Consider the following 22,468-nt stretch of genomic DNA (forward strand, 5'->3'; position numbering starts at 1 on the left):
CGAGCTCCGGACGAGCCATCCGGACGATGGCTTGCGGCAATGGTTCGGGGATGTCCCGTTGTGGCGACGAATGCCGGGCCGTGGCTTACGGCGCGGCGCCGCTGAACTTCTCCGCCGTGGCCCCTTTCACCGGGCCGATCTGCGCGCTGTCGCTGACCTTGAGCACCACCTCGCGGCGGAACTCCAGCGTGCCCTGCACCACCGCGTGCGGGCCGATCACGATCACCGGCTTGCGCTCGCTGCCCCAGCGGAACCAGCCGTTGTTGTGCGGCTGGTCGACCAGGATGCCGCCCTCGACATGCGAGCCGGCACCCACGGTGATGTCGCCGGCCACGGTTTCGAGGCCGCCGGCGACGTGGGCGGCGTCCAGGGTGATCGCGCCGTTGACGTTGGAGAGATGGCCGCTCACCTGCGCGCCCTGCGCCAGGGTGATGGCGCCATTGACGGCCTCGACCTTGCCGTCGACCTGGCTGCCGGCGGCGAGCCGGATCGCGCCGTTGACGGTGCCCAGTTCGCCGGCGCGGGCCTGCGCACCGAGATCCACCGAGCCGTTGACGGTACTGGCCTTCTGCACCACCGCGTGATCGCCGACGTGCACGCTGCCGTTCACCGAGCTGACGTCGCCGGCATGCTGGCCGGCGTCCACCTGCACGCTGCCGTTGACCTTGTCGATGTCGTTGTCCGCGGCGACGGCCGCCAGCGGCAGGAGGAGGGCGAGTGCAAGCAGGATGCGGCGCATGACGGGACTCCGGTTCATGGGATGGCAGGGACTGTGATGCATCGTGGGGGCAAACGGTTGATGTGACCTTTGGCAGGGGCGGCGCCTGCCGCTACCATTCCTGACTTCCCCGCCGAGAATCCACGCCATGCACAAGCTCGTCCTGATCCGCCACGGCCAGTCGCAGTGGAACCTCGACAACCGCTTCAGCGGCTGGGCCGACGTGGATCTCACCGCGCTGGGCGCCGAGGAGGCGCGCGAAGCGGGCGAACTGCTGAAGCGCGAGGGCTATGCGTTCGACGTGGCGCACACCTCGGTGCTGAAGCGCGCGGTGCACACGTTGTGGGGCGTGCTCGACGCGATGGAGATGTCGTGGCTGCCGGTGCACACCGACTGGCGCCTCAACGAGCGCCATTACGGCGCGCTCACCGGCCTCAACAAGGCCGAGACCGCGGCGAAGTACGGCGACGCGCAGGTGAAGGTGTGGCGGCGCAGCTACGACATCCCGCCACCGCCGCTGGAGCGCGGCGAGAACGAGGCGGTGCACGACCCGCGCTACGCCGCGCTGGCGCCCGCGCAGATTCCCGACACCGAGTGCCTGAAGGACACCGTGGCCCGCGTGCTGCCGTACTGGCACGAAGTGCTGGCGCCGGCGATCAAGGCCGGCCGGCGCGTGGTGGTGGCCGCGCACGGCAACTCGCTGCGCGCGCTGGTGAAGTACCTCGACGGCATCTCCGACGCCGACATCGTGGAGATGAACATCCCGAACGGCGTGCCGCTGGTGTACGAGTTCGACGCCGACCTGAAGCCGCTGAAGCGCTACTACCTCGGCGACGCCGCCGCGATCGAGGCGAAGATGGCCGCGGTCGCCAACCAGGGCAAGGCGAAGTAAGAGCCTCCGCGCATGACAGCTGTCATGCGCGATGGCGGCTCCGCGTCAATCGCGCGGCGCGCGTACCTCGGTTAGGCTGCGCGCATCCTTCCCGCCGGATGCGCCGAGCATGTCTCCCGACCTGATGACCTACGCGATCATCGTGCCGCTGATGGTCCTGATGGTATGGCGGCGGATCAGCCGCCAGTTCGGCCGCCAGCCGATCCGGCGCAAGCGGATGACCGCGCGCATCGTGATCTTCGCCGTGATCGGCGGCCTGCTGATGCTGAGTGGCCTGCAGGACATCCGACTCGCCGAGGGCGTGCTGGGCGGCGCGGTGATCGGCGCGGCGCTGGGTTTCGTCGGCCTGCGCCTGACCCGCTTCGAGACCGATCCGCTGAAGGGCGACTGCTACCTGCCGAACCCCTGGATCGGCGCCGTGCTCACCGCGCTGCTGCTGGGCCGGCTGGCATGGCGCTTCCTGGTACTGTGGCCGCAGATGCAGCACGCCGAGGCGCTGGCCGCCAGCGCGCCCCCCGGCACGAGCATGCAGATGGGCTACCAGTCCAGCCCGCTGACGATGCTGGTGATCGGCCTGCTGGTGGGCTACTACATCGTCTACTACGCCGGCCTGCTGGTGCACCACCGGCGCTACCAGCAGTCGCGTTCCGCGGCCGCTGCCTGAACCGGTTCAGCGCCCGACGCTGAAGTCGATCTCCAGCGGATAGGGTTTCGGCGAGGCCGGCGGCAGGGGAAACGTCCAGGTGGCGAACTGGCCGGCCATGCAGGCGGCGACCGGCGTGGCCGGCTGCACGATGATGCCGTGCGGCTTGCCCTGCGCGTCCACGTCCAGCACCAGGGTGAACGGCGACTTGCCGGTCGCCGCGTCGCCGGCCATGCAGCCCTTGTAGGCGTCGGTGGTGGGGTTGCCGATCTTGCCCCACAGCGCCTTCTGGTAGGCCGGTCCGGTGGCGGCGGCCTCGGCCATCTTTGCCGCATGCACGCGCGTTTCGAAAGCGTCGTTCGGGTTTGCCGGTGTTCCGCCGAGCAGCAGGGCAAAGGCGAGGGCGACAGGCATGGCGAGCTTCCGGCGGCGGGATTGCCGGGACCTTAGCAGCTCATGTGCCGCGCGCGGCATGCCCGCGCAACCAGCCGGTCACGGCAGCGCCCGGCAGCGGGTGGGCGATGTGGAAGCCCTGCACCTCGTCGCAGTACATGTCGCGCACCGCCGCCATCACGCATGCGGTCTCCACGCCCTCCATCACCACGCGGAAGCCGAGATCGTGGCCCAGCGCCGCCATCGAACGCACGATGGCGGCGTCTTGCGCGCGGGTGTCCAGGGCGCGCACCAGCGACTGGTCGATCTTCAGGCTGGTGGCCGGTATCCGGCGCAACGCGTCGAGGTTGCTGTAGCCGATGCCGAAGTCGTCGATGGCGATGCCCACGCCGGCCTCGCGCAGCGCGTCGAGCACGAAGCGGGTGAGTTCGTCGTGGTGGATCGCGACGCTCTCGGTGAACTCCAGCTCCAGCCGGCTCAGCGGCACGCCGTGGCGCCGCGCCGCCGCGGCAAGGCGCGTTTCCAGCATGGCGTCCAGGTCAATGCTGGAGACGTTGAGCGACAGCCGCAGGTCGAGCCCGTCGCGCAGCCACGCGGCCAGTTGCGCGAGGCCATGGTCGATCACCCAGTCGGTCAGCGTGCGCATCAGGCCGGCCTGCTCGGCCAGCGGTACGAACACGCTGGGCGAGATCGCGCCCAGGGTGGGATGGCGCCAGCGCGCCAGCGCCTCCAGTGCCACGCAGCGTCCGCTGGCCAGGTCCACGCGTGGCTGGTAGTACAGCTCCAGTTCGGCGCGTTCGGACAGCGCGGCCGCCAGCTCGGTGACCAGGAAGAACTCCTGCCGCTGGCGCTCGTCCTGGCGGTGGTCGTACACGGCCCAGCCGCGTCCACTGTCCTGCGCGACATGCGAGGCGCTCATCACGCGGCGGAGCGGGTCGCCGCCACGCAATTCGTTCGCCTCGACCTTGAGCAGGCCCACGCCGGGCTGCAGGCTCAGCGGCACGCCGAGGCAGTCGATCGGGGTGCGCAGCATGGCCACCAGCTCGTCCAGCCGCGCGGGGGGCAACGCATCATGCAGGCCGGCCGGCAGCACCGCCACGCGTGACGTGCCGACCTGGTAGAGCTGCATGTCCGGCGTCATCCACGCTTGCGTCCGCTCGGCCATCGCGCGCATCAGCGCGTCGGCGTAGGCGTGGCCCATGGCGCGGACGAGGGCGTTGAAGCGCGCCACCGGCGCCGCCTCGATGACGACGATCCAGGCCGTGTCGTGGTCGCCCGGCAGGTGCGTGCGCAGGTCGGCGAAGAAGGCGGCGCGATGTGGCAGGCCGGTGGCCGGGTCGGTGCGGTTGAGGTAGCTGCGCAGCGTCGCGCCGGTGCTGGCCAGCGAGGCCGCGTCGCGCAGGGCGGCGTGGGCGCCGGCGTGCAGTGCCGGGCGCGGACGACGGTCGGCGACGCACAGCGCGCCCAGCAAGCGTCCGCCGAGGCCGAACACCGGTTCGCAGGCGAAGAAGCCGATCGCGGACGGCACGGTTCCGGTGCCGCCGGGCAGGAAGCGGGCATCCGCGCGCGCGTCGGCGACCATCTCGGGTTGGCCGTGGCGCGCGGCCTCGCGGCAGGCAGCCAGCAGCGCGCCGTCCAGCGGCAACGGATCCGGCTGGCCGGGCGGGGTGTACCAGAAGGCGCTGCCGTCGGCGAGCAGCAAGGCCACCAGCGACACGTCCAGTGCGCCGGAGGCCAGTCGCGCCACGGCCTCGAAGCCGGGCACGGCATGGTGTTCGGCCGCAGGCGCGGCTACCGGGACAACGTCGGCGTCGGGCTGCCCGCTCGGGAGCAAACCCTGCGAGATCCCCATCTTCACCATCCCCCTGCGCGGTCGCATGCCGTGCGCCGGGGCAGGCTACTGCGGCGGCGGCGACGTGGCAATCGGTGCTGCGGACGCGGGCTCAGTCGGCGCGGTGCGGCAGCGCCAGGTATTCCTCGCTCTGCATCTCGATCAGGCGCGACTCGGTGCGGCCGAATTCCGCGCGATGGCGCTCGCCGTCGTAGAGCTCGGTGATCGGCGCCGCAGCGGAGAGCACCAGCTTCACGTGGCGGTCGTAGAACTCGTCCACCAATTGCACGAAGCGCTTGGCGGCGTCCTCGCCGTAGATCGTGAACTGCGGCACGCCGGAGACGATGACCGCGGGGCCGGCCTTGGCCAGCGCGATGTAGTCGGCCACCGCGCGCGGGCCTTCGCACAGCGCGGCGAAGTCGAACCACAGGATGTTGTCGGCACGCTTGCGCAGCGGGATGTCGCGCCCGTTCACGTGCAGCGCGCCGCCTTCATGGATTTCGCCGCGGGCGTGGCCCTGGAAGATGCGTTCCAGCGCACGGTGCGCCTCCGCGCCGGGCGGCGTGTAATACACCGCAGCCTGGCTCAGCGCGCGCAGGCGCCAGTCGTGCGAGGAGGCCATCTCGACCACGCGGCAGTGCCGCTCCAGCAGCGCTATCGCGGGCAGGAAACGCGCGCGCTGCAGGCCGTCCTGGTACAGGTTCGCCGGCGCGGTGTTCGAGGTGGTGACCAGCGCCACGCCGCGCGCGAACAGGCTTTCCAGCAGGCGCGCGAGGATCATCGCGTCGCCAATGTCGGCGACCAGGAATTCGTCCAGGCACAGCACGCGGCAGCGCGCGGCGAGGCCGGCGGCCACCTCGTCCAGCGGGTCCTGGCGCTCGCCCAGCGCGCGCAACTGCTCGTGCACCTCCTGCATGAAGCGGTGGAAGTGCCGGCGCAGCGCCATGCCGTGCGGCAGGCTGGCGGCGAACAAGTCCATCAGGAAGGTCTTGCCGCGCCCCACCGTGCCCCACAGGTACAGGCCCCGCGGCGGCGGCACGGGTTCGCTGGCGAGCAGCGACTTCAGCCGTCCGAACAGGCTGCCGCCGTTGCCGTCCGCCGCGGCGCACAGCGCGGCCCGCAGGCGGTCGAATTCGGGCAGCACCGCGAGCTGGGCGGGGTCGGATTCCCAGCGGTGCGCGGCCACGCCTTCGTGGTAGCGCACGCCGGGTGCGGGCGAGAGGGTTTCGCTCATGCGGCGGTTGCCGGCATCGACGGGCCATGCCGCCGCGATGCGCTCAGAACAGTTCCTTGATGTGGACCACCTCGCCGTGGGCGACGTAGATCTGCACCGTTTTGCGACCCTGCACGTAATCCAGCCGGTAGCCGCGCAGCGCGCCGTAGACGTTCTGCACCTCGACCTTGCGCACGGGTTCGCCGGCGATCTGCACCACCTTCTCCTCCGAGTCGCCGAGCGTGATCACCTTGGAGCCGAAGCGCACGGTGTCGGCGGCCAGCGCCTGGAAGGCGAGCAGCAGGCCGGCGGCCAGCACGATCCATCGTTTCATGACAGCACCCGCGGGTTGGGGAGGTGGCTCGATTATACGGACCGACGCGAGGTCAGCCGCGTGCGGGCGGCAGCCAGTCGGCGATCGCGTGCTTCACCGCGCCGCGCAGGTCCATCAGCCGGCGATGGAAGAAGTGGCCGGTCTCGGGCATACGGATCAGCTCGGGCGGCTGGTCCATGCCGGCGATCCAGTCGAACACCGCCTGCGGCTCCACCACCTCGTCGGCCTCGCCCATCACCACCAGCCACGGGCAGGCGGGCAGGGCGTCGCCCATCGTCCAACGCCCCACCGGCGGCGCGATGCTGACCAGCGCGTCGGCCTTGAGCCGCGCCGCATTGCGGATGGTGACGTAGCTGCCGAAGGAGAAGCCGGCCAGCCACAGCGCGTCGCCGGGGCGCACGCGGCGCAGCCAGGCCACCACCCCGGCGAGATCCTCGCTCTCGCCGTTGCCGTCGTCGTACGTGCCTTCCGACGCGCCGGTACCGCGGAAGTTGAAGCGCAGCGTATCCAGCCCCGACTCGCGCAGCGCGCGTTCCACCATCGTCACCACCTTGTTGTGCATGGTGCCGCCCTGCACGGGGTTGGGGTGGCAGACCACGGCCACCCCGCGGCGCGCGTCCGCGCGCTCGGCCACGTCGCCAATGCACTCCAGCGCGCCGGCGGGGCCGGTGAGCGTGAAGGCGGCCGCTTCCGCGGGGAAGCTGGCCGGGTTGGGCGGGAGTTCGGGGAGGTTCATGGGGACATTCTAGCGGACGCTTTCCCGCCGCCTCGGCGCCATGCTTGGCGTGGGGGCAGCGGTACTCGTGGGTCGGGATTCATCCCGACGAAGCCGGCGTGTCGCGTAAAGCTTCCGCGTCGGGCTGAAGCCAGACCTACGCCGGGTTGCGAGGCGGGGGTGCTTGCTTTCGCGGGCGTGGGCCCTCTCCCCGACCCTCTCCCGCAAGCGGGCGAGGGGGCGAACGAAAACGCCGCCCTGGGGCGGCGTTTGCTTGAGCTTCATTGAAGCGGGCTCTTGCTACTTGGCCTGGCCCACGATCCAGGTGACCGCGGCCTTCACCTGCGCATCGGTGAGTGCGGGATTGCCGCCCTTGGGCGGCATGAAGTTGCCGTCGGGGCCGTGGTAGCCGTCGGTGGCGTGCTTGATCAGGGTGTCCAGGCCTTCGGCGATGCGCGGCGCCCACATCGCCTTGTCGCCCAGCTTGGGCGCGCCGGCGACACCGGCGGTGTGGCAGCTGTGGCACAGCTGGCCATAGATTTCCTTGCCGTCGGTGGTGCCGCCGTAGGCGACCTGCGAGGCGGCGGCCTTGGCCGCGGCATCGGCGGCGGCCTGCATGGCGGCGCGACCGGTGTTGCCGGCGTACACGGCACCGGCGGGCGCGAGCCGCGCGGCGACCTGCGCCTGCACGTTCGGGTCGGTTTCCTTGGGTTCGTGGCTGTAGATCGCCAGCGCGGCCAGGATCAGCACCACGGTCAGCACCGCCAGTCCGCCGATCAGCTTGGCGAACTGGTGCACGAAAGTCCGGTCGGAATCGTTCATGGAACCGCTCACGTATGTACTCCAGGTCGGTGGTTCGTCCGGAAGGCCCCTGCGGCGCCCGGCAGGCCGGTTGGCTGCCGCGGGCCCGCACCTGCCACGGCCGCGGCACAATGCGGCGAATCGGACAGGTGCAAGGCTCCGGAGTATAGACGAAGCCGCCGGCAAGTTTTCAGCTCGCGGCAGCGGCGATCTGTCGCGTCGGGAACCGTGGTGGCCGGCATCTGTCCAAGCGCCGCGGTGCGACGCGGGCGCATCCCTGCCATCGGTCATGCCCCACCCCTGTCAACTGGCATTGTTCCATTTCGTTGCACTGCACCTATGCTTGGCCCCCATCAGCCGGCCGTGGACCGCGCCGGCGCGGGTTCCACCCTGGCACAGTTTTCATATCGGGAGTTTTCTGCAATGTCGCGTTTTTGGAAGATCGCGCTGATCGTCGTCGCGGTGGTGGTGCTGGCCATCGTCGCCGTGCGCCTGCTGCACAAGCCCGGTGGCGCAGGGAAGCCCGGCGACGCGGGCGGCAAGGACAATGCCCCACCGGTGCCGGTCACCGTGGTGCCGGTGGTCAAGGAGAACGTGCCGGTCTACCTCACCGCGCTGGGCACGGTGCAGGCGCTCAACACCATCACGGTGAACCCGCAGGTGGGCGGCCAGCTGATGAGCCTCGACTTCACCGAGGGCCAGCCGGTGAAGAAGGGTCAGCTGCTGGCGCAGATCGACCCGCGCACCTACCAGGCCGCCTACGACCAGGCGGTGAGCAAGCGCAGCCAGGACCAGGCACTGCTGGCCACTGCGCACAGCAACTACCAGCGTTCGCAGAGCCCGCAGTACAAGCAGTACGTGGCGCAAGCCGACCTGGTCACCCAGCGCAACACCGTGACGCAGTACCAGGCGGCGGTGGCGGCCGACGACGCGGCGATCAGCAGCGCGAAGACCCAGCTCGACTACACCCAGATCCGCTCGCCGATCGACGGCCTCGCCGGCATCCGCGGCGTCGACCCCGGCAACGTGGTGACCACCGCCAGCACCATCGTCACGCTGACCCAGCTGCACCCGATCAACGTGATGTTCACCCTGCCCGAGCAGAACCTGGACCTGGTGCGCAAGGCGCAGATGGAGGCGCCGTTGCAGGTCACCGCGCTGGATCGCGTGGATGCGCACCCGGTGGCCACCGGCGGCGTGCTCAAGGTGGTCGACAACCAGATCGACACCACCACCGGCACGTTCCGCCTGAAGTCGGAGTTCCCGAACGAGAAGAACGAGCTGTGGCCGGGCCAGTTCGTCAACGTGCGCCTGCAGGTGCGCGTGGACGATGGCGCGCTGGTGATCCCCGCCGAGGCGGTGCAGCGCGGCCCCGACGGCGACTACGTCTACCAGGTGCAGGGCGACAACACGGTCAAGATGCAGCCGGTGGTCGTGGCCGGCGAGGTGGGCGACAGCCACGTGATGATCGGCAGCGGCCTCAACGTGGGCGAGCAGGTGGTCACCGAAGGCCAGTTCCGCCTCAAGCCCGGCAGCAAGGTCACCCCGCTCAAGCCCGGCGAAGTGCCGCCGGCCCCCAGCACGGCGGAGTTGCAGAAGGCCAAGCAGCAGGGCAAGGGCGGCAGTCGCCGCGGCCGCTGACGAACCCCGGACGCCGTCGCCACGGTGACGGCGGCCTGACACCCGCCGCCGGCATGGCGGCGGATCACGCATCACCTCCCGGTGCCAATCGCCGGCGAGCAGGACGCCATCCAGACAGCCGCACGGACACCCATGGGATTCTCGACGCTCTTCATCCGCCGCCCGATCGCCACCTCGCTGCTGATGGTGGCGATCCTGCTGCTCGGCATCCTGGGTTACCGCCAGCTGCCGGTGTCGGCGCTGCCCGAGATCGAGGCGCCCAGCCTGGTGGTCACCACCCAGTATCCGGGCGCCAGCGCCAGCACCATGGCGGTGCTGGTCACCACCCCGCTGGAGCGCCAGCTGGGGCAGATCTCCGGCCTCACCATGATGAGCTCGGACTCCTCCGCGGGCCTGTCCACGATCATCCTGCAGTTCTCGATGAATCGCGACATCGACGTGGCCGCGCAGGACGTGCAGGCCGCGATCAACCAGGCGCGCGGCGTGCTGCCCAGCAACCTGCCGTACCCGCCGGTGTACAACCGCGTGAACCCGGCCGACGCGCCCATCCTCACGCTTTCGCTGCAGTCCGACAGCCGGCCGCTGCGCGACGTCAACGACTACGCCGACTCGATCCTCGCGCAGAAGCTGTCGCAGGTGCCGGGCGTGGGCCTGGTCTCGATCGCGGGCAACGTGCGCCCCGCGGTGCGCGTGCAGATGAACCCGGCGCAGCTCTCCAACCTCGGCCTCACCCTCGAGGACGTGCGCAGCGCGCTCACCCAGGCCAACGTCAACGCGCCGAAGGGCACGCTGAACGGCAAGACACAGAGCTACTCGATCGGCACCAACGACCAGCTGAAGGATGCCGCCGAGTACCAGAGCACCATCATCAGCTACAAGAACAACGCGCCGGTGATGCTCTCCGACGTGGCCAAGGTGGTCGACGGCGTCGAGAACGACCAGCTCGCCGCCTGGGCCAACGGCAAGCCCGCGGTGCTGCTCGACATCCGTCGCCAGCCCGGCGCGAACATCGTGCAGACCGTGCAGCAGATCCGCGCGATCCTGCCCGAGCTGCGCGCCGCGCTGCCGGCCGACGTGCACCTCGACGTGTTCGCCGACCGCACCATCACGATCCGCGCCTCGGTCGAGGATGTCGAGTTCACCCTGCTGCTGACCATCTTCCTCGTGGTGGCGGTGATCTTCGTGTTCTTGCGCCGGCTGTGGGCCACGGTGATTCCGTCCGTGGCGGTGCCGCTGTCGCTGCTCGGCACGTTCGGCGTGATGAGTTTCACCAGCATGTCGCTGGACAATCTCTCGCTGATGGCGCTCACCGTGGCCACCGGCTTCGTGGTGGACGATGCGATCGTGATGATCGAGAACATCGTGCGCTACATCGAGCAGGGCAAAGACGGCAAGGAGGCGGCCGAGCTGGGCGCGAAGGAGATCGGCTTCACCGTGCTGTCGCTGACCGTGTCGCTGATCGCGGTGTTCCTGCCGCTGCTGCTGATGCCGGGCGTCACCGGCCGCCTGTTCCACGAGTTCGCCTGGGTGCTGACCATCGCGGTGGCGATCTCGATGCTGGTGTCGTTGACGCTGACGCCGATGATGTGCGCCTACCTGCTGAAACCCGACCAGCTGCCCGAGGGCGAGGACGCGCACGAGCGCCACCTCGCCGCCGGCAAGCGCACCGTGTGGTCGCGCACCGTGGGCTTGTACGAGCATTCGCTGGACTGGGTGCTGGACCACCAGAAGCTGATGATCCTGGTCGCCGCCGCCACCGTGGCGCTGACCGTGTTCCTGTACATCGCGATCCCCAAGGGCCTGCTGCCCGAGCAGGACACCGGCATGATTACCGGCGTGGTGCAGGCCGACCAGAACGTGGCGTTCCCGGCGATGGAGCAGCGCACCAAGGCGGTCGCCGAGGCGCTGCGCAAGGATCCGGCGGTGGCCGGCGTGGCGGCGTTCATCGGTGCCGGCACGATCAATCCCACGCTCAACCAGGGCCAGCTGTCGATCGTGCTCAAGGACCGCGGCCAGCGCGACGGTCTGGACAAGATCCTGCCGCGTCTGCAGCAGGCGGTGGCCGGCATCCCCGGCGTGGCGCTGTACCTCAAGCCGGTGCAGGACGTGACGCTGGACAGCCGCGTCTCCGCCACCGAGTACCAGTACGCGCTGTCCGACACCAACACCGACGAGCTGTCGAAGTACGCCACCGAGATGACCCAGGCGCTACGCCAGCGGGCCGAGCTGGCCGACGTGGACAACAACCTTGCCGACCAAGGCAACGCGCTCAAGCTCACCATCGACCGCGAGAAGGCCAGCCGCCTCGGCGTGCCGGTACAGACCATCGACGACACGCTGTACGACGCGTTCGGCCAGCGCCAGATCTCCACCATCTTCACCCAGCTCAACCAGTACCGCGTGGTGATGGAAGTGGCGCCGCAGTTCCGCACCACCACCGCGCTGCTCGACCAGCTCACCGTGCGCGGCAACGGCAACGGCGCGCTGACCGGTTCGACCGCCACCAGCTTCGGCCAGCTGAAGTCCAGCAACTCGGCCACGCCGTCCGGCATCGGCAACACCGGCAACGTGGGTTTCCAGATCGGCGGCGGCGGCACCATCCCGCTGTCCTCGCTGGTCAGCGCCAAGGTCACCAGCGCGCCGCTGGTGATCAGCCACCAGCAGCAGCTGCCGGCGGTGACGCTGTCGTTCAACGTGGCGCCGGGCTACTCGCTGTCCGACGCGGTGTCGGCGATCCACCAGGTCGAGGCGCAGCTGGCATTCCCGCCCACGGTGCGCGGGGAGTTCATCGGCAAGGCGGCGGAGTTCTCCAACAGCCTCGGTGACGAGGTGCTGCTGCTGCTGGCCGCGATCGTGGTGATCTACATCGTGCTGGGCGTGCTGTACGAGAGCTACATCCACCCGCTGACGATCATCTCCACCCTGCCGCCGGCCGGCGTGGGCGCGCTTCTCGCGCTGATCCTGTTCGGCATGGACTTGTCGGTGGACGGCATCGTGGGCATCGTGCTCTTGATCGGCATCGTGAAGAAGAACGCGATCATGATGATCGACTTCGCGATCGAGGCGCAGCGCAAGGGCATGAATGCGCGCGACGCGATCCACCGCGCCTGCCTGCTGCGCTTCCGCCCGATCATGATGACCACCGCGGCGGCGATGCTGGGCGCCTTGCCTCTGGCTCTGGGCAGCGGCATCGGCGCCGAGTTGCGCCGGCCGCTGGGCGTGTCCATCGTGGGCGGCCTGCTGCTCTCGCAGCTGGTGACGCTATACACCACGCCGGTGATCTACCTGTACATGGAGCGCTTCCAGGATTGGCTGCACGCGCGCCGCGAGCGTCGCCTGCTGGCCCGCGCCCAGGCCGACGGTACGGCGCATTGAGAGCCTGTTTACGGTCTCCGTATGGCCCGCGTTGCCTTGCCGTGGCCGTCAGGTGGTGGCGCGTGGCGCAGCGCCTGCCTGCTGGCAGGCCAAGCCGCGCGCTGCCGCATGGCGGCCACGGCAAGGCAACCCCTGCACCCATCAATTCCGGGGCCGGGGCTGTTTGCCCACATCCCGGCGTCATCACTCGATCGTGGACAGACGTCCACTCCTCGCGCCTCAAAGCCGAGTCCATCCATGGACTCTCCCCGCGTGCCCTCGTTCTTCCTTGGCCTGCGCGCAAACAGCTCCCGGCGCGGACCATTCGGAGACCGTAAACAGGCTCTGGGCGTACGCCACCTGGCACCGCGCGGCGGTGTCGCATCCAGCGCGGCGAAACGATCAACCGTTTCGCCGCGTGCACGTTGAGCATGACATGATTCGCAACATTGCCACCCGCTTTTCCACGCCGCCCCGCCACGGGTTCCGGGCATGAACATCTCCGGCGCCTTCATCCGCCGCCCGATCGGCACCTCGCTGCTGGCGATCGGCGTGTTCGTGGCCGGCCTGATCTGCTACCTGCTGCTAGGCGTGTCGGCGCTGCCGAACATGCAGTTCCCCGCGATCTTCGTGCAGGCCAGCCAGGCCGGCGCGGACGCCTCGACCATGGCCGCCACCGTGGCCGCGCCGCTGGAGCGCCACCTGGGCCAGGTGCCGGGCATCGAGACGATGAACTCGCACAGCTCCGAAGGCAGCACCTTCGTCTTCATGATGTTCAACAGCGGCGTGAACCTGGACTCCGCCGCACGCGACGTGCAGGCCGCGATCAACGCCGCGCAGCCCGACTTGCCCACCGGGCTCAATGGCACGCCGAGTTACGAGAAGGCGAACCCGAACGACGACCCGATCATCGCGATCGCGCTGACCTCGACCACGCAGTCGGCGGCGGAACTCTACAACGTGGCCGACACCTTGCTGGCGCAGCGCCTGCGCCAGCTGAAGGGTGTTTCCTCGGTGGACATCGCCGGCGCCGCCACGCCGGCGATCCGCGTGGACGTGAACCTGCGCGCGCTGAACGCGATGGGCATCTCGCCGGACGACTTGCGCAACGCGCTGGTCGCCGCCAACGTCACCTCGCCGGAGGGCTTCCTGTCCAACGGCAAGACCACCATGGCGATCAGCGCCACCGCCCAGCTGCACACCGCCGACGACTTCGCGAAGCTGGTCATCGCGATGAAGGGCGGTACGCCGGTGCGGCTGTCCGACGTGGCGCGCGTCTACGCCGGCACCCAGGACGCCTACCAGGCGGCCTGGTTCCAGGGCAAGCCGGCGATCCTGATGTACGTGTACAAGAAGGCCGACGCGAACGTGATCGCCACGGTGGACGAGGTGCGCGCCCAGCTGCCGCTGCTGCGCAATTACCTGCAGCCGGGCACGGTGATGACGCCGTTCTTCGACGACACGCCGACGATCCGCGCCTCGCTGCACGAGGTACAGGCCACGCTGCTGATCTCGCTGGCGATGGTGGTGCTGACGATGGCGCTGTTCCTGCGCCGGCTGGCGCCCACCCTGATCGCCGCGCTGACGGTGCCGCTGTCGCTGGCCGGCGGTTTCATCGTGATGTACATCCTCGGTTACACGCTGAACAACCTCACCCTGCTCGCGCTGGTGATCGCGATCGGTTTCGTGGTCGACGACGCGATCGTGGTGATCGAGAACATCATCCGCCACATCGACGCCGGCATGACGCGCATGGAGGCGACACTGGCCGGCGCGAAGGAGATCGGCTTCACCATCGTCTCGATCACCGCCTCGCTGATCGCGGTGTTCATCCCGCTGCTGTTCGCCGGCGGCTACACCGGCATGTTCATGCACGACTTCGCGGTGACCCTGGTGTCCGCCATCGTGATGTCGGCGCTGGTGTCGCTCACGCTCACCCCGGCGTTGTGCGGGCGCTTCCTCAACGGCCATGCGGAGGCGGCCGAGCCGTCGCGGTTGGGCCGCGCGCTGGACCGCTTCCACGCCGGCATGCTGGCGGTCTACAGCCGCGCGCTGAACTTCTCGCTGCGCCACGCGCTGGCCTTCTCGCTGACCCCGCTGGTGCTGATCGTCATCACGTTCTTCCTGTTCGGCGTGGTGAAGAGCGGCCTGTTCCCGGCGCAGGACACCGGCCTGATCTGGGGCCGCGCCACCTCCAGCGCCACCGTCTCGTTCGGGCAGAGCGAGCAGCGCATGCAGCGCCTCACCCACATGCTGATGTCCGACCCGGACGTGGCCACCGTGGGCACCCGCTTGGGCACCAGCCGGCAGGGCGCCAGCGGCTCGTTCAACATCGACCTCAAGACCCGCTCCGAAGGCCGCAAGGACGACACCTTCGCGGTGCTGGCGCGACTGACCGCCAAGGCGGCGAAGTACCCCGACCTCAACCTGCGCCTGCGTCCGCTGCAGGACCTGCCCAGCGCCAGCGGCGGCGGCACCAGCCAGGGCGCGCAGTACCAGATCGGCCTGCAGGGCAACGACCTCGCCGAACTGGAGCTGTGGCTGCCGAAGCTGGTGGCCGAGTTGAAGAAGAATCCGAAGCTGCAGGACGTGGGCAGCGACGTGGACGAGGGCGGCCTGCGCCAGAACATCGTGATCGACCGCGCTACCGCGGCGCGCCTCGGCGTATCGATCGGCGCGATCGATGGCGCGCTGTACGACGCCTTCGGCCAGCGCCAGGTGTCCACCATCTACTCGGACATCAACCAGTACAAGGTCGTGGTCAACGCGCTGCCGAACCAGACCGCCACGCCGGACGCGCTGAACCAGGTCTACGTGCGTTCCAGCGGGGGCAAGATGGTGCCGCTCACCGCGATCGCGAAGCAGGTGCCGGGGCTGGCGCCGTCGTCGATCACCCACCAGAACCAGTACACCACGATGGATCTCAGCTTCAACCTCGCGCCCGGCGTTAGCATGGGCGAGGCGATGGCGATCATCCAGGCCACCGTGACGAACATGCGCATGCCCGGCGACATCAAGCTCAACCTCGGTGGCGACTTCCGCCGCTTCCGCGACTTGCAGGGCGGCATGCTGTGGCTGGTGCTGGCCGCGGTGCTCACCGTCTACATCGTGCTGGGCATGCTGTACGAGAACCTGATCCATCCGGTGACCATCCTGTCCACCCTGCCGGCGGCGGGCGTGGGCGCGCTGATGGCGCTGTGGCTCACCAATACGGAACTCTCGGTGGTGGCGCAGATCGCGCTGGTGCTGCTGATCGGCATCGTCAAGAAGAACGCGATCATGATGATCGACTTCGCCCTGGTGGCCGAGCGCGAGCACGGCAGGAGCCCGCTGGAGGCCGCGCACGAGGCGTGCCTGGTGCGTTTCCGCCCGATCATGATGACCACCATGGTCGCGATCCTCGCCGCGCTGCCGATCGCCATCGGCCTGGGCGAAGGCAGCGAGCTGCGCCGCCCGCTCGGCATCGCGCTGATCGGCGGCCTGCTGATCTCGCAAAGCCTCACCTTGCTCTCGACGCCGGCGCTGTACGTGGTGTTCTCTTGCCTGGGGGCACGCTTCAAGGCGTGGCGTGCGCGGCGCGCCGAAAAGCGCCGCGGTCGGCGCGCAGAGCCGGTGCGGCTGCCAGGCTGAGCGGCTCTTGCCGCCCCTCTCCCGCGAGTGGGAGAGGGGGAAAGCGCGTTGCGGCAGGCGACCAGAATCGCCTTGTCCCGTGCGAAAGAGATCGCCACGCTCCTGTACCAGGAACGGTGCCGCGTGGCGTCGATGCGATTACCCGGCTGAACGCGCAGCTGCCATCCCCACGCGCAAACGCGCCCATCCCCGTAAGATGACAGCCCGGCGTCCGCCGGATTGCCATCAGGGGGCATGCAGCATGGTTCGGTTTCCGTCGCGTTTCACGCGCAGCGGCGTGGTGCGGGCATGCGCCGTGCTGGCCTTCGCGGCCTGCGCCTGGGCGACGGTGTGGCCGGAACCGGAGCCCTTGCAGAAGCTGTTCGTGCTGGTGCTGCTGCTGTTCGTCGCCGCTGCGCTGCTGTGCGCCACCGTGCGCCTCGCCTTTTCGCTGCTGCTGGGTGGCGGCCTGTTCCTCGCGCTGCGTTTCATCTCCAACCTCAAGGAGACGTATCTCGAAACGGCGCTGATGCCGGCGGACTTCGTCTACTACGCGCGCTCCAGCCTGGTCGCCACGTTGCGCCATTACCCGCACCTGTACCTGCTGGCCGCGGGCGTGCTGCTGCTGGTGCCGCTGCTGCTGGTGCTGGCGTGGCGGCTGGACCGCCCGCTGTTCGCGCGGCGACATGGCTGGAGCGGGGTGGCTTGGCGTGTGGTCGGCATGTTGCTGTGCGTCGTGGCGTTCCGCGCCTGCCTGCTGCCGGAGGGGCCGTTCGCCGGGCTGCACGACCGGAACGTCTGGGACAAGCTCTCCGACGACGCCCAGCTCACCAACTTCTTCATCAACCTCAACGACGCCGGCGTGAAGGTGCCGGCGATGTCCGACGACGGCACGGCGCAGCGCGAGTGGGATGCCACCGCGAGCGGCCGGCCCGGCACGTGGCCGGCGCCGTATCCGGACATCGTGCAGGTACTGGAGGAAAGCACCTTCGACCCCTCGATCTTCGCCGCCTGCGACGTGCCGGGCTGCAAGTTCGCGCTGTTCCAGACGGACGCGCGCACGCGCGGCACCGGCCTGTTGCGCACGCACACATGGGGCGGCGGTACGTGGGTCAGCGAGTTCGCCGTGCATACCGGCCTGCCGCAGGACATCTTCGGCGCGGGCGGCATGTACGCGCCGTTCGTGCTGGCGCCGCACGTGCACGACACGTTGCCCGACCTGCTGCGCCGGTTGGGTTACCTCACCATCGCGATCTATCCCACCAACAGCGATTTCCTCAACGGCCGCGACGCGTATCGCGCCTATGGCTTCGACCATCTGTACGGCGCGGAGGAGCTGGGGCTGGACGAATGGGAGGAGACCGACGCGCAGATGTTCGCCGCGGCCAAGCGCGTGTACGACAATGTGAAGAAGCCGGGCCAGCCGGTGTTCGTGATGATACTCACGATCAACCAGCACGGTCCGCACGACGACAACCCGATGGCGAAGCTGCCGCCGCCCTGGCGCAACATGGTGCAGGGTCTGTCCGGCAAGGACGAGAGCGCGCTGGATTTCGACACCTACCTGTGGCGCCTGCACGATTCCGACGTGGCGATGCAGGGACTGGAGAACGATTTCCTCGACCGCGAGCAGCCCACCGTGCTGGTGCACTTCGGCGACCACCAGCCGTCCTTCGACGGCCTGATCCGGCCGCTGGCGCGCACGCTGCCGCCCGCGCTGGTGCCGGAGCGCGATTTCCTCACCTACTACATGATCAAGAGCAACTTCGCCGGGCCGCCGCTGCCCGGCTATCCCGCGCTCGACATCGCCTTCCTGCCGACCATGGTGCTGCAGGCCGCCGGTCTGCCCGCGGATCCCTATTTCTCCGCCGCCACCACCTTGCGCGAACGCTGCCAGGGGCGCTTCGACGACTGCCCGGACAGGGCGCTGCTGGCGTCCTACTACGCCTGGATCTTCCGGCGGCTGCACGTGTACGAGTAGCGCGCCGCATGTCCGGACGCCGCGCCGCGCCGTACCCGCGCCTGCTCGCCGCGGCCACGCTGGCGGCGGCCGGCGCCGCGATCGCGGGCGCGCTGCTGGCGCGGGAGGCCCCCGGCTGGGTGTGGCTGCACTGGGTCGGCAAGCCGCTCGCCACGGTGCTGATTCTCGCGCTGGCGTGGCGGGCACGGCCGGCATCGTCGCCGCGCTATCGCCGCTGGATACTCGCCGGCATCGCCTGCTCGCTGGCGGGCGACGTCTTCCTGATGCTGCCGGGCGACCTGTTCGTGCCGGGGCTGGTGGCGTTCCTGTTCGCGCACGCCTGCTTGATCGCGGCGTTTCTCGGCGACAGCCGCTTCGCCGCGCCGGCGTGGCCGCTCGTGGCGTGCCTGGCCTGGGGCGCGGCGAACCTCGCCCTGCTGTGGAACGCGATCGATGCGTCGCTGCGCGTGCCGGTGATCGTCTACGTGGCGGTGCTGGCGACGATGGGCGGGCAGGCCTGGGCGCGGATGCGGATGCGGCGCGCGGATGCGGCCGCGCAGCTGGCCGCGCGCGGCGCGCTGGTGTTCATGCTGAGCGACAGCGTGCTGGCCTGGGACCGCTTCCGCGGCCCCGTGCCGCTGGCCAGCCTGTGGGTGCTGGCGGCGTACTATCTGGCGTTGTGGTGGATCGCCCGCTCGGTGCAGGGCGTACCGGTCGAACGCGAGGCGGCATGAACACGCAGGAACTCATCATCACCTGGGCGACGCCGGTGTTCTTCCTGCTGATCGGCATCGAGCTGCTGGTGGCGAAGCTGCGCGGCCACGATGCCTATGCCGGCAACGATGCGATCAACAGCATCGGCCTGGGCGCGATCTCGCAGCTGGTGGCGGTGTTCAGCAAGCTGCTGACGATCGGCATCTATGCATGGTGCGCGCAGCACCTGGCGTTGTTCGAGCTGCCCGCCGACAGCGTGCCGGTGTGGCTGGGCGCCTTGCTGGGCTACGACCTCTGCTACTACTGGCTGCACCGCATGGGCCACGAGGTGAACATCCTGTGGGCCGCCCACGTGGTGCACCACCAGAGCGAGCGCTACAACCTCAGCACCGCGCTGCGCCAGACCGGCAGCGGCGCGCTGCTGGGCTGGATCTTCTACCTGCCGCTGGCGATCCTCGGCGTGCCGGTCGAGGTGTTCGTGGTGGTGGCGCTGGTCGACCTGCTGTACCAGTTCTGGGTGCACACCGAGCAGATCGGCCGGCTGGGCTGGTTCGACCGCGTGTTCTGCTCGCCGTCCAACCATCGCGCCCACCACGCGGTGAACGACCGCTACCTCGACCGCAACTACGGCGGCATCCTGATCGTGTGGGACCGCCTGTTCGGCAGTTTCGTGGAGGAGGACGCCGCCGAGCCGCCGGTGTACGGCACGCGCGCGCCACTGCGCAGCTGGAATCCCCTGTGGGCGAACGCCGAGGTGTACTGGCGCACCGCGCAGGACGCGTGGCACGCGCGCCGTTGGCGCGACAAGCTGCTGGTGTGGTTGAAGCCTCCGGGCTGGCGCCCCGCCGACGTGGCGGCACGCTTTCCCAGACCGGCCTTCGCGATGCCCGCGGAGCGCTACGACCCGCCGCTGGCGGCGCCGCTCAAGCTCTACGTGCTGCTGCAGTTCGCGCTGCTGCTGGGCATGGTCACCCAGTTCCTCGGCATGGCCGGGCACGTCGCCTGGCCCGAGCTGCTGCTCTACGCGGCGTGGCAGGTGGCCGGCCTGTGCGTGCTGGGCGCCCTGATGGAAGGCCGGCGCTGGGCGTGGTGGGCCGAGGGCCTGCGCGTGCTGGCGATGGCCGTGCTGCCGCTGGTCCAGCACCGCTGGTTCGGTGTGGCGCACCTGGATGTCCGGATCGCGTCGGCCTTCGCGCTGGTGTTCGGCGCCAGCGCCTTGGCGCTGCCGTGGCTGCGCCGAGGCGGGCACCTGGCGCATCGCGGCGCGGCGAGTGCATGACCGCTGGCCCATGACCTCTGGCGGCGATTCGCTATGATCCGCCGGTTGCCCGCAGGAATGAGCCCATGCGTTTTTTGAGCCGAATGCTCCGCCACAAGTCCGTCGAACAGTTGCAGAGCGAGGCGGGGCAGCGCGGCGATTTCCGCCGCGTGCTGGGCCTATGGCAGCTCACCGCGATCGGCATCGGCGGCATCATCGGCGTGGGCATCTTCGTGCTGGCCGGCCAGCAGGCGGCGGCGAACGCCGGCCCCGCGGTGGCGCTGTCCTTCCTGATCGCGGGCGCGGGCAGCGCCTGCGCCGCGCTGTGCTATGCCGAGTTCGCCGGGCTGATCCCGGTGACCGGCAGCGCCTACACCTACGGCTACGCGGTGCTGGGCGAGTTCGTGGCCTGGATCATCGGCTGGGACCTGCTGCTGGAATACGCGCTGGTGGTCGCGGTGGTGGCGATCGGCTGGTCGGGCTACGTGCAGGTGCTCTTGGCCTCGGCGGGCGTGCACCTGCCGGAATGGGCGCAGCAGAGCATGAGCGCGCAGACCATGCACTACTATCTGCAGCAGCTCTTCGGCGTGCATGGCACGGCGGTCGCCGCGCCCAGCGACGGCCACCGCTTCAACGTGATCGCCGCCGGCGTGTCGCTGGCGGTGGCGCTGCTGCTCACCGTGCGCATGGAATGGGGCGCGCGCTTCAACACCGCGATCGTGGCGATCAAGGTGCTCGGCGTGCTGCTGGTGATCGGCGTGGGCGCGTTCTTCATCCACAGCGCGAACTGGCAGCCGTTCATCCCGACGCGCACGTTCGACGCGCAAGGCGTGGGCCACTTCGGCTGGGCCGGCGTGCTCACCGGCGCCAGCGTGGTGTTCTTCGCGGTGTTCGGCTACGACACGCTGACCACCGCGGCGGAGGAGGCCAAGCATCCGCAGCGCGACCTGCCGCGCGCGGTGCTGCTGTCGCTGGCGGTGGCGATGGTGCTGTACATCGCGGTGTCGCTGGTGCTCACCGGCATCACCCACTACAGCAACCTGAGCGGCGACGCCTCGGTGTCGCAGGCGTTCGAGGCGATCGGCCTGCACTGGGTTTCCATCGCCATCGCGGTGGCCGCGGTGGTGGGCGTCACCAGCGTGCTGTTCGCCTTCATGCTGGGCGCGGCGCGCATCTGGTTCGCGCTGGCGCGCGACGGCCTGCTGCCGGCGTGGTTCGCCAAGGTGAGTCCGCGCTTCGGCACGCCGGCGCGCCCCACGCTGATCCTCGGCGTGTTCACCGCGGTCGTGGCCGGCCTGCTGCCGATCGGCGAGGTGGCCGAGCTGGTCAACATCGGCACGCTCAGCGCCTTCATCATCATCTGCACCGCGGTGCTGGTGCTGCGCATCCGCAAGCCGCAGCTGCCGCGCAGCTTCCGCATGCCGTGGATCGCCGTGCTGGCGCCGCTGGGCGTGGCGTTCTCGCTGCTGCTGATCTTCGGCGTGCCGTGGCTCGACGCCAACGGCTGGCAGCGCATCGGCGGCCTGCCCGCGATCACCTTCGAGCGCTTCGTGATCTGGATGGCGCTGGGTTGCCTGATCTACTTCGGCTACGGCATCCGTCACAGCAAGCTCGACGGCGAACGGCTGTAGGCGTGGCGTAGGAGCGGCTTCAGCCGCGATTCGATCTGCGGTCGCGGCTGAAGCCGCTCCTGCGCGCCAGGTTGCGGGTTTCAGGAGGCATGGATGTCCACCGGCTACTTCGCGCCATCCGCCTGCTGGCGCGCGTGGGCTTTCCGCAGCAGGTCGTCGCCGACGCATTGCCTGCGCCGCGCAGCAGAATCCCGCGTGATCGCCGCTGCGAGGGTCAGGCCCGGTGATCGGCCATCGCGCCGATGCGCTTGGTCATGAACACGCTGTTCGGATCGGGCCGATATTCGCCGAACGGTGCGCAGGGCACGAAGCCGAACGCGGCATACAGGCGCCGTGCCGGCTCGAAGAACGCCATCGCCCCGGTTTCCAGGCTCAGCCGTGCATAGCCGCGGCTCGCCGCTTCATCGATCAGGTGCTGCAGCATGCGCGAGGCGACGCCACGGCGCAGATGGGTGGACGCAGTGCGCATGGACTTGATCTCGCCATGCAGCGGATCCAGTTGCTTCAGCGCGCCGAAGCCGGCCAGCACCGGACCATCCCACACGCACCAGAACGTGACGTCCGGCCCGCGCAAGCCGTCGAGGTTCAGCGCGTGACGGCTTTCGGCTGGTGCCGTGGTGGCGAGCGAGTCGAGATGCTCACGCAGCAGGGCCAGCACCTGCGGACGGTCCAGCGTGTCGAGGCGTATGTCCATGGCGGCGGTCGTGCTTCCCGGGGCGTGCCGCGAGTCTAGTCATGTGCCGATGGGTCGGACAGCCCGG

The 22,468-nt window shown here is 69.5% G+C and carries 17 protein-coding genes; 9 read left to right on the forward strand and 8 right to left on the reverse strand.

The genetic code is table 11. The features are described 5' to 3' along the window. Positions 1 to 85: 85 nt before the first annotated feature. Positions 86 to 739, reverse strand: a complete 654-nt coding sequence (locus B0E52_RS12120; RefSeq protein ID WP_174575564.1) for a hypothetical protein — start codon at positions 737 to 739, stop codon at positions 86 to 88. 127 nt (positions 740 to 866) lie between these two features. Here B0E52_RS12120 and gpmA point away from each other — a divergent pair, with 127 nt between their 5' ends. Both gpmA and B0E52_RS12130 read left to right on the forward strand, forming a co-directional pair. After that, a complete protein-coding gene (gene gpmA / locus B0E52_RS12125; protein ID WP_077484096.1) occupies positions 867 to 1,610 on the forward strand; it encodes a 2,3-diphosphoglycerate-dependent phosphoglycerate mutase in 744 nt (247 codons plus the stop codon). A 109-nt stretch (positions 1,611 to 1,719) separates the two neighbouring features. After that, a complete protein-coding gene (locus B0E52_RS12130; protein WP_077484097.1) occupies positions 1,720 to 2,274 on the forward strand; it encodes a DUF1453 domain-containing protein in 555 nt (184 codons plus the stop codon). A 6-nt stretch (positions 2,275 to 2,280) separates the two neighbouring features. On the opposite strand, the gene B0E52_RS12135 is transcribed toward B0E52_RS12130, so the two are convergent. The 6 genes from B0E52_RS12135 to B0E52_RS12160 form a co-directional block, all read right to left on the reverse strand. Beyond that, on the reverse strand, positions 2,281 to 2,667 hold the full coding sequence (locus tag B0E52_RS12135; RefSeq protein WP_077484098.1) for a peptidase C13: 387 nt from the start codon (positions 2,665 to 2,667) through the stop codon (positions 2,281 to 2,283). Between the two features lie 40 nt (positions 2,668 to 2,707). Then, the gene (locus tag B0E52_RS12140) at positions 2,708 to 4,498 is read right to left on the reverse strand and encodes a sensor domain-containing phosphodiesterase (protein WP_077484136.1); all 1,791 of its coding nucleotides are present in this window, start codon (positions 4,496 to 4,498) and stop codon (positions 2,708 to 2,710) included. 91 nt (positions 4,499 to 4,589) lie between these two features. Continuing rightward, entirely contained in the window at positions 4,590 to 5,711 is a 1,122-nt protein-coding gene (gene zapE / locus B0E52_RS12145) for a cell division protein ZapE (RefSeq protein ID WP_077484099.1), read from the reverse strand. A gap of 43 nt (positions 5,712 to 5,754) precedes the next feature. Then, positions 5,755 to 6,024, reverse strand: a complete 270-nt coding sequence (locus B0E52_RS12150) for a DUF2845 domain-containing protein (protein WP_168174185.1) — start codon at positions 6,022 to 6,024, stop codon at positions 5,755 to 5,757. A 52-nt stretch (positions 6,025 to 6,076) separates the two neighbouring features. Next, a complete protein-coding gene (locus B0E52_RS12155) occupies positions 6,077 to 6,760 on the reverse strand; it encodes an alpha/beta hydrolase (protein ID WP_077484100.1) in 684 nt (227 codons plus the stop codon). Positions 6,761 to 7,039: 279 nt separating this feature from the next. Beyond that, a complete protein-coding gene (locus tag B0E52_RS12160) occupies positions 7,040 to 7,561 on the reverse strand; it encodes a c-type cytochrome (RefSeq protein WP_077484101.1) in 522 nt (173 codons plus the stop codon). Between the two features lie 402 nt (positions 7,562 to 7,963). On the opposite strand from B0E52_RS12160, the gene B0E52_RS12165 reads away from it, so the two are divergent. The 7 genes from B0E52_RS12165 (at position 7,964) to B0E52_RS12195 (ending at position 21,707) form a co-directional block, all read left to right on the forward strand. Continuing rightward, entirely contained in the window at positions 7,964 to 9,181 is a 1,218-nt protein-coding gene (locus tag B0E52_RS12165) for an efflux RND transporter periplasmic adaptor subunit (RefSeq protein ID WP_077484102.1), read from the forward strand. A 132-nt stretch (positions 9,182 to 9,313) separates the two neighbouring features. Then, positions 9,314 to 12,556, forward strand: coding sequence for an efflux RND transporter permease subunit (locus B0E52_RS12170; protein WP_077484103.1), 3,243 nt, complete (start codon positions 9,314 to 9,316; stop codon positions 12,554 to 12,556). A gap of 471 nt (positions 12,557 to 13,027) precedes the next feature. Further along, complete coding sequence (locus B0E52_RS12175) at positions 13,028 to 16,165, forward strand: efflux RND transporter permease subunit (RefSeq protein ID WP_077484104.1); 3,138 nt, start codon at positions 13,028 to 13,030, stop codon at positions 16,163 to 16,165. A 241-nt stretch (positions 16,166 to 16,406) separates the two neighbouring features. Next, positions 16,407 to 18,125 (forward strand): sulfatase-like hydrolase/transferase, encoded by a 1,719-nt coding sequence (locus B0E52_RS12180; protein ID WP_077484105.1) that lies wholly within the window; start codon positions 16,407 to 16,409, stop codon positions 18,123 to 18,125. Positions 18,126 to 18,133: 8 nt separating this feature from the next. Then, the gene (locus B0E52_RS12185; protein WP_077484106.1) at positions 18,134 to 18,838 is read left to right on the forward strand and encodes a lysoplasmalogenase; all 705 of its coding nucleotides are present in this window, start codon (positions 18,134 to 18,136) and stop codon (positions 18,836 to 18,838) included. Then, positions 18,835 to 20,097, forward strand: a complete 1,263-nt coding sequence (locus tag B0E52_RS12190) for a sterol desaturase family protein (RefSeq protein ID WP_077484107.1) — start codon at positions 18,835 to 18,837, stop codon at positions 20,095 to 20,097. The genes B0E52_RS12185 and B0E52_RS12190 overlap by 4 nt, the downstream gene beginning before the upstream one ends. A gap of 65 nt (positions 20,098 to 20,162) precedes the next feature. Beyond that, positions 20,163 to 21,707 (forward strand): amino acid permease, encoded by a 1,545-nt coding sequence (locus B0E52_RS12195; protein ID WP_077484108.1) that lies wholly within the window; start codon positions 20,163 to 20,165, stop codon positions 21,705 to 21,707. 214 nt (positions 21,708 to 21,921) lie between these two features. Here the strand turns inward: B0E52_RS12195 and B0E52_RS12200 are convergent, their stop codons facing one another. Next, positions 21,922 to 22,401, reverse strand: a complete 480-nt coding sequence (locus B0E52_RS12200; protein ID WP_077484109.1) for a GNAT family N-acetyltransferase — start codon at positions 22,399 to 22,401, stop codon at positions 21,922 to 21,924. Between the last annotated feature and the right edge of the window lie 67 nt (positions 22,402 to 22,468).

Source organism: Rhodanobacter sp. C06 (genome assembly GCF_002001105.1).
GTDB lineage: Bacteria > Pseudomonadota > Gammaproteobacteria > Xanthomonadales > Rhodanobacteraceae > Rhodanobacter_A.

What these genes read in the sequence shown, in the direction of transcription:
- B0E52_RS12120 (WP_174575564.1), bottom strand. Translation starts at nt 739, where the DNA reads ATGCGCCGCATCCTGCTTGCACTCGCCCTCCTCCTGCCGCTGGCGGCC.
- gpmA (WP_077484096.1), top strand. Translation starts at nt 867, where the DNA reads ATGCACAAGCTCGTCCTGATCCGCCACGGCCAGTCGCAGTGGAACCTC.
- B0E52_RS12130 (WP_077484097.1), top strand. Translation starts at nt 1,720, where the DNA reads ATGTCTCCCGACCTGATGACCTACGCGATCATCGTGCCGCTGATGGTC.
- B0E52_RS12135 (WP_077484098.1), bottom strand. Translation starts at nt 2,667, where the DNA reads ATGCCTGTCGCCCTCGCCTTTGCCCTGCTGCTCGGCGGAACACCGGCA.
- B0E52_RS12140 (WP_077484136.1), bottom strand. Translation starts at nt 4,498, where the DNA reads ATGGGGATCTCGCAGGGTTTGCTCCCGAGCGGGCAGCCCGACGCCGAC.
- zapE (WP_077484099.1), bottom strand. Translation starts at nt 5,711, where the DNA reads ATGAGCGAAACCCTCTCGCCCGCACCCGGCGTGCGCTACCACGAAGGC.
- B0E52_RS12150 (WP_168174185.1), bottom strand. Translation starts at nt 6,024, where the DNA reads ATGAAACGATGGATCGTGCTGGCCGCCGGCCTGCTGCTCGCCTTCCAG.
- B0E52_RS12155 (WP_077484100.1), bottom strand. Translation starts at nt 6,760, where the DNA reads ATGAACCTCCCCGAACTCCCGCCCAACCCGGCCAGCTTCCCCGCGGAA.
- B0E52_RS12160 (WP_077484101.1), bottom strand. Translation starts at nt 7,561, where the DNA reads ATGAACGATTCCGACCGGACTTTCGTGCACCAGTTCGCCAAGCTGATC.
- B0E52_RS12165 (WP_077484102.1), top strand. Translation starts at nt 7,964, where the DNA reads ATGTCGCGTTTTTGGAAGATCGCGCTGATCGTCGTCGCGGTGGTGGTG.
- B0E52_RS12170 (WP_077484103.1), top strand. Translation starts at nt 9,314, where the DNA reads ATGGGATTCTCGACGCTCTTCATCCGCCGCCCGATCGCCACCTCGCTG.
- B0E52_RS12175 (WP_077484104.1), top strand. Translation starts at nt 13,028, where the DNA reads ATGAACATCTCCGGCGCCTTCATCCGCCGCCCGATCGGCACCTCGCTG.
- B0E52_RS12180 (WP_077484105.1), top strand. Translation starts at nt 16,407, where the DNA reads ATGGTTCGGTTTCCGTCGCGTTTCACGCGCAGCGGCGTGGTGCGGGCA.
- B0E52_RS12185 (WP_077484106.1), top strand. Translation starts at nt 18,134, where the DNA reads ATGTCCGGACGCCGCGCCGCGCCGTACCCGCGCCTGCTCGCCGCGGCC.
- B0E52_RS12190 (WP_077484107.1), top strand. Translation starts at nt 18,835, where the DNA reads ATGAACACGCAGGAACTCATCATCACCTGGGCGACGCCGGTGTTCTTC.
- B0E52_RS12195 (WP_077484108.1), top strand. Translation starts at nt 20,163, where the DNA reads ATGCGTTTTTTGAGCCGAATGCTCCGCCACAAGTCCGTCGAACAGTTG.
- B0E52_RS12200 (WP_077484109.1), bottom strand. Translation starts at nt 22,401, where the DNA reads ATGGACATACGCCTCGACACGCTGGACCGTCCGCAGGTGCTGGCCCTG.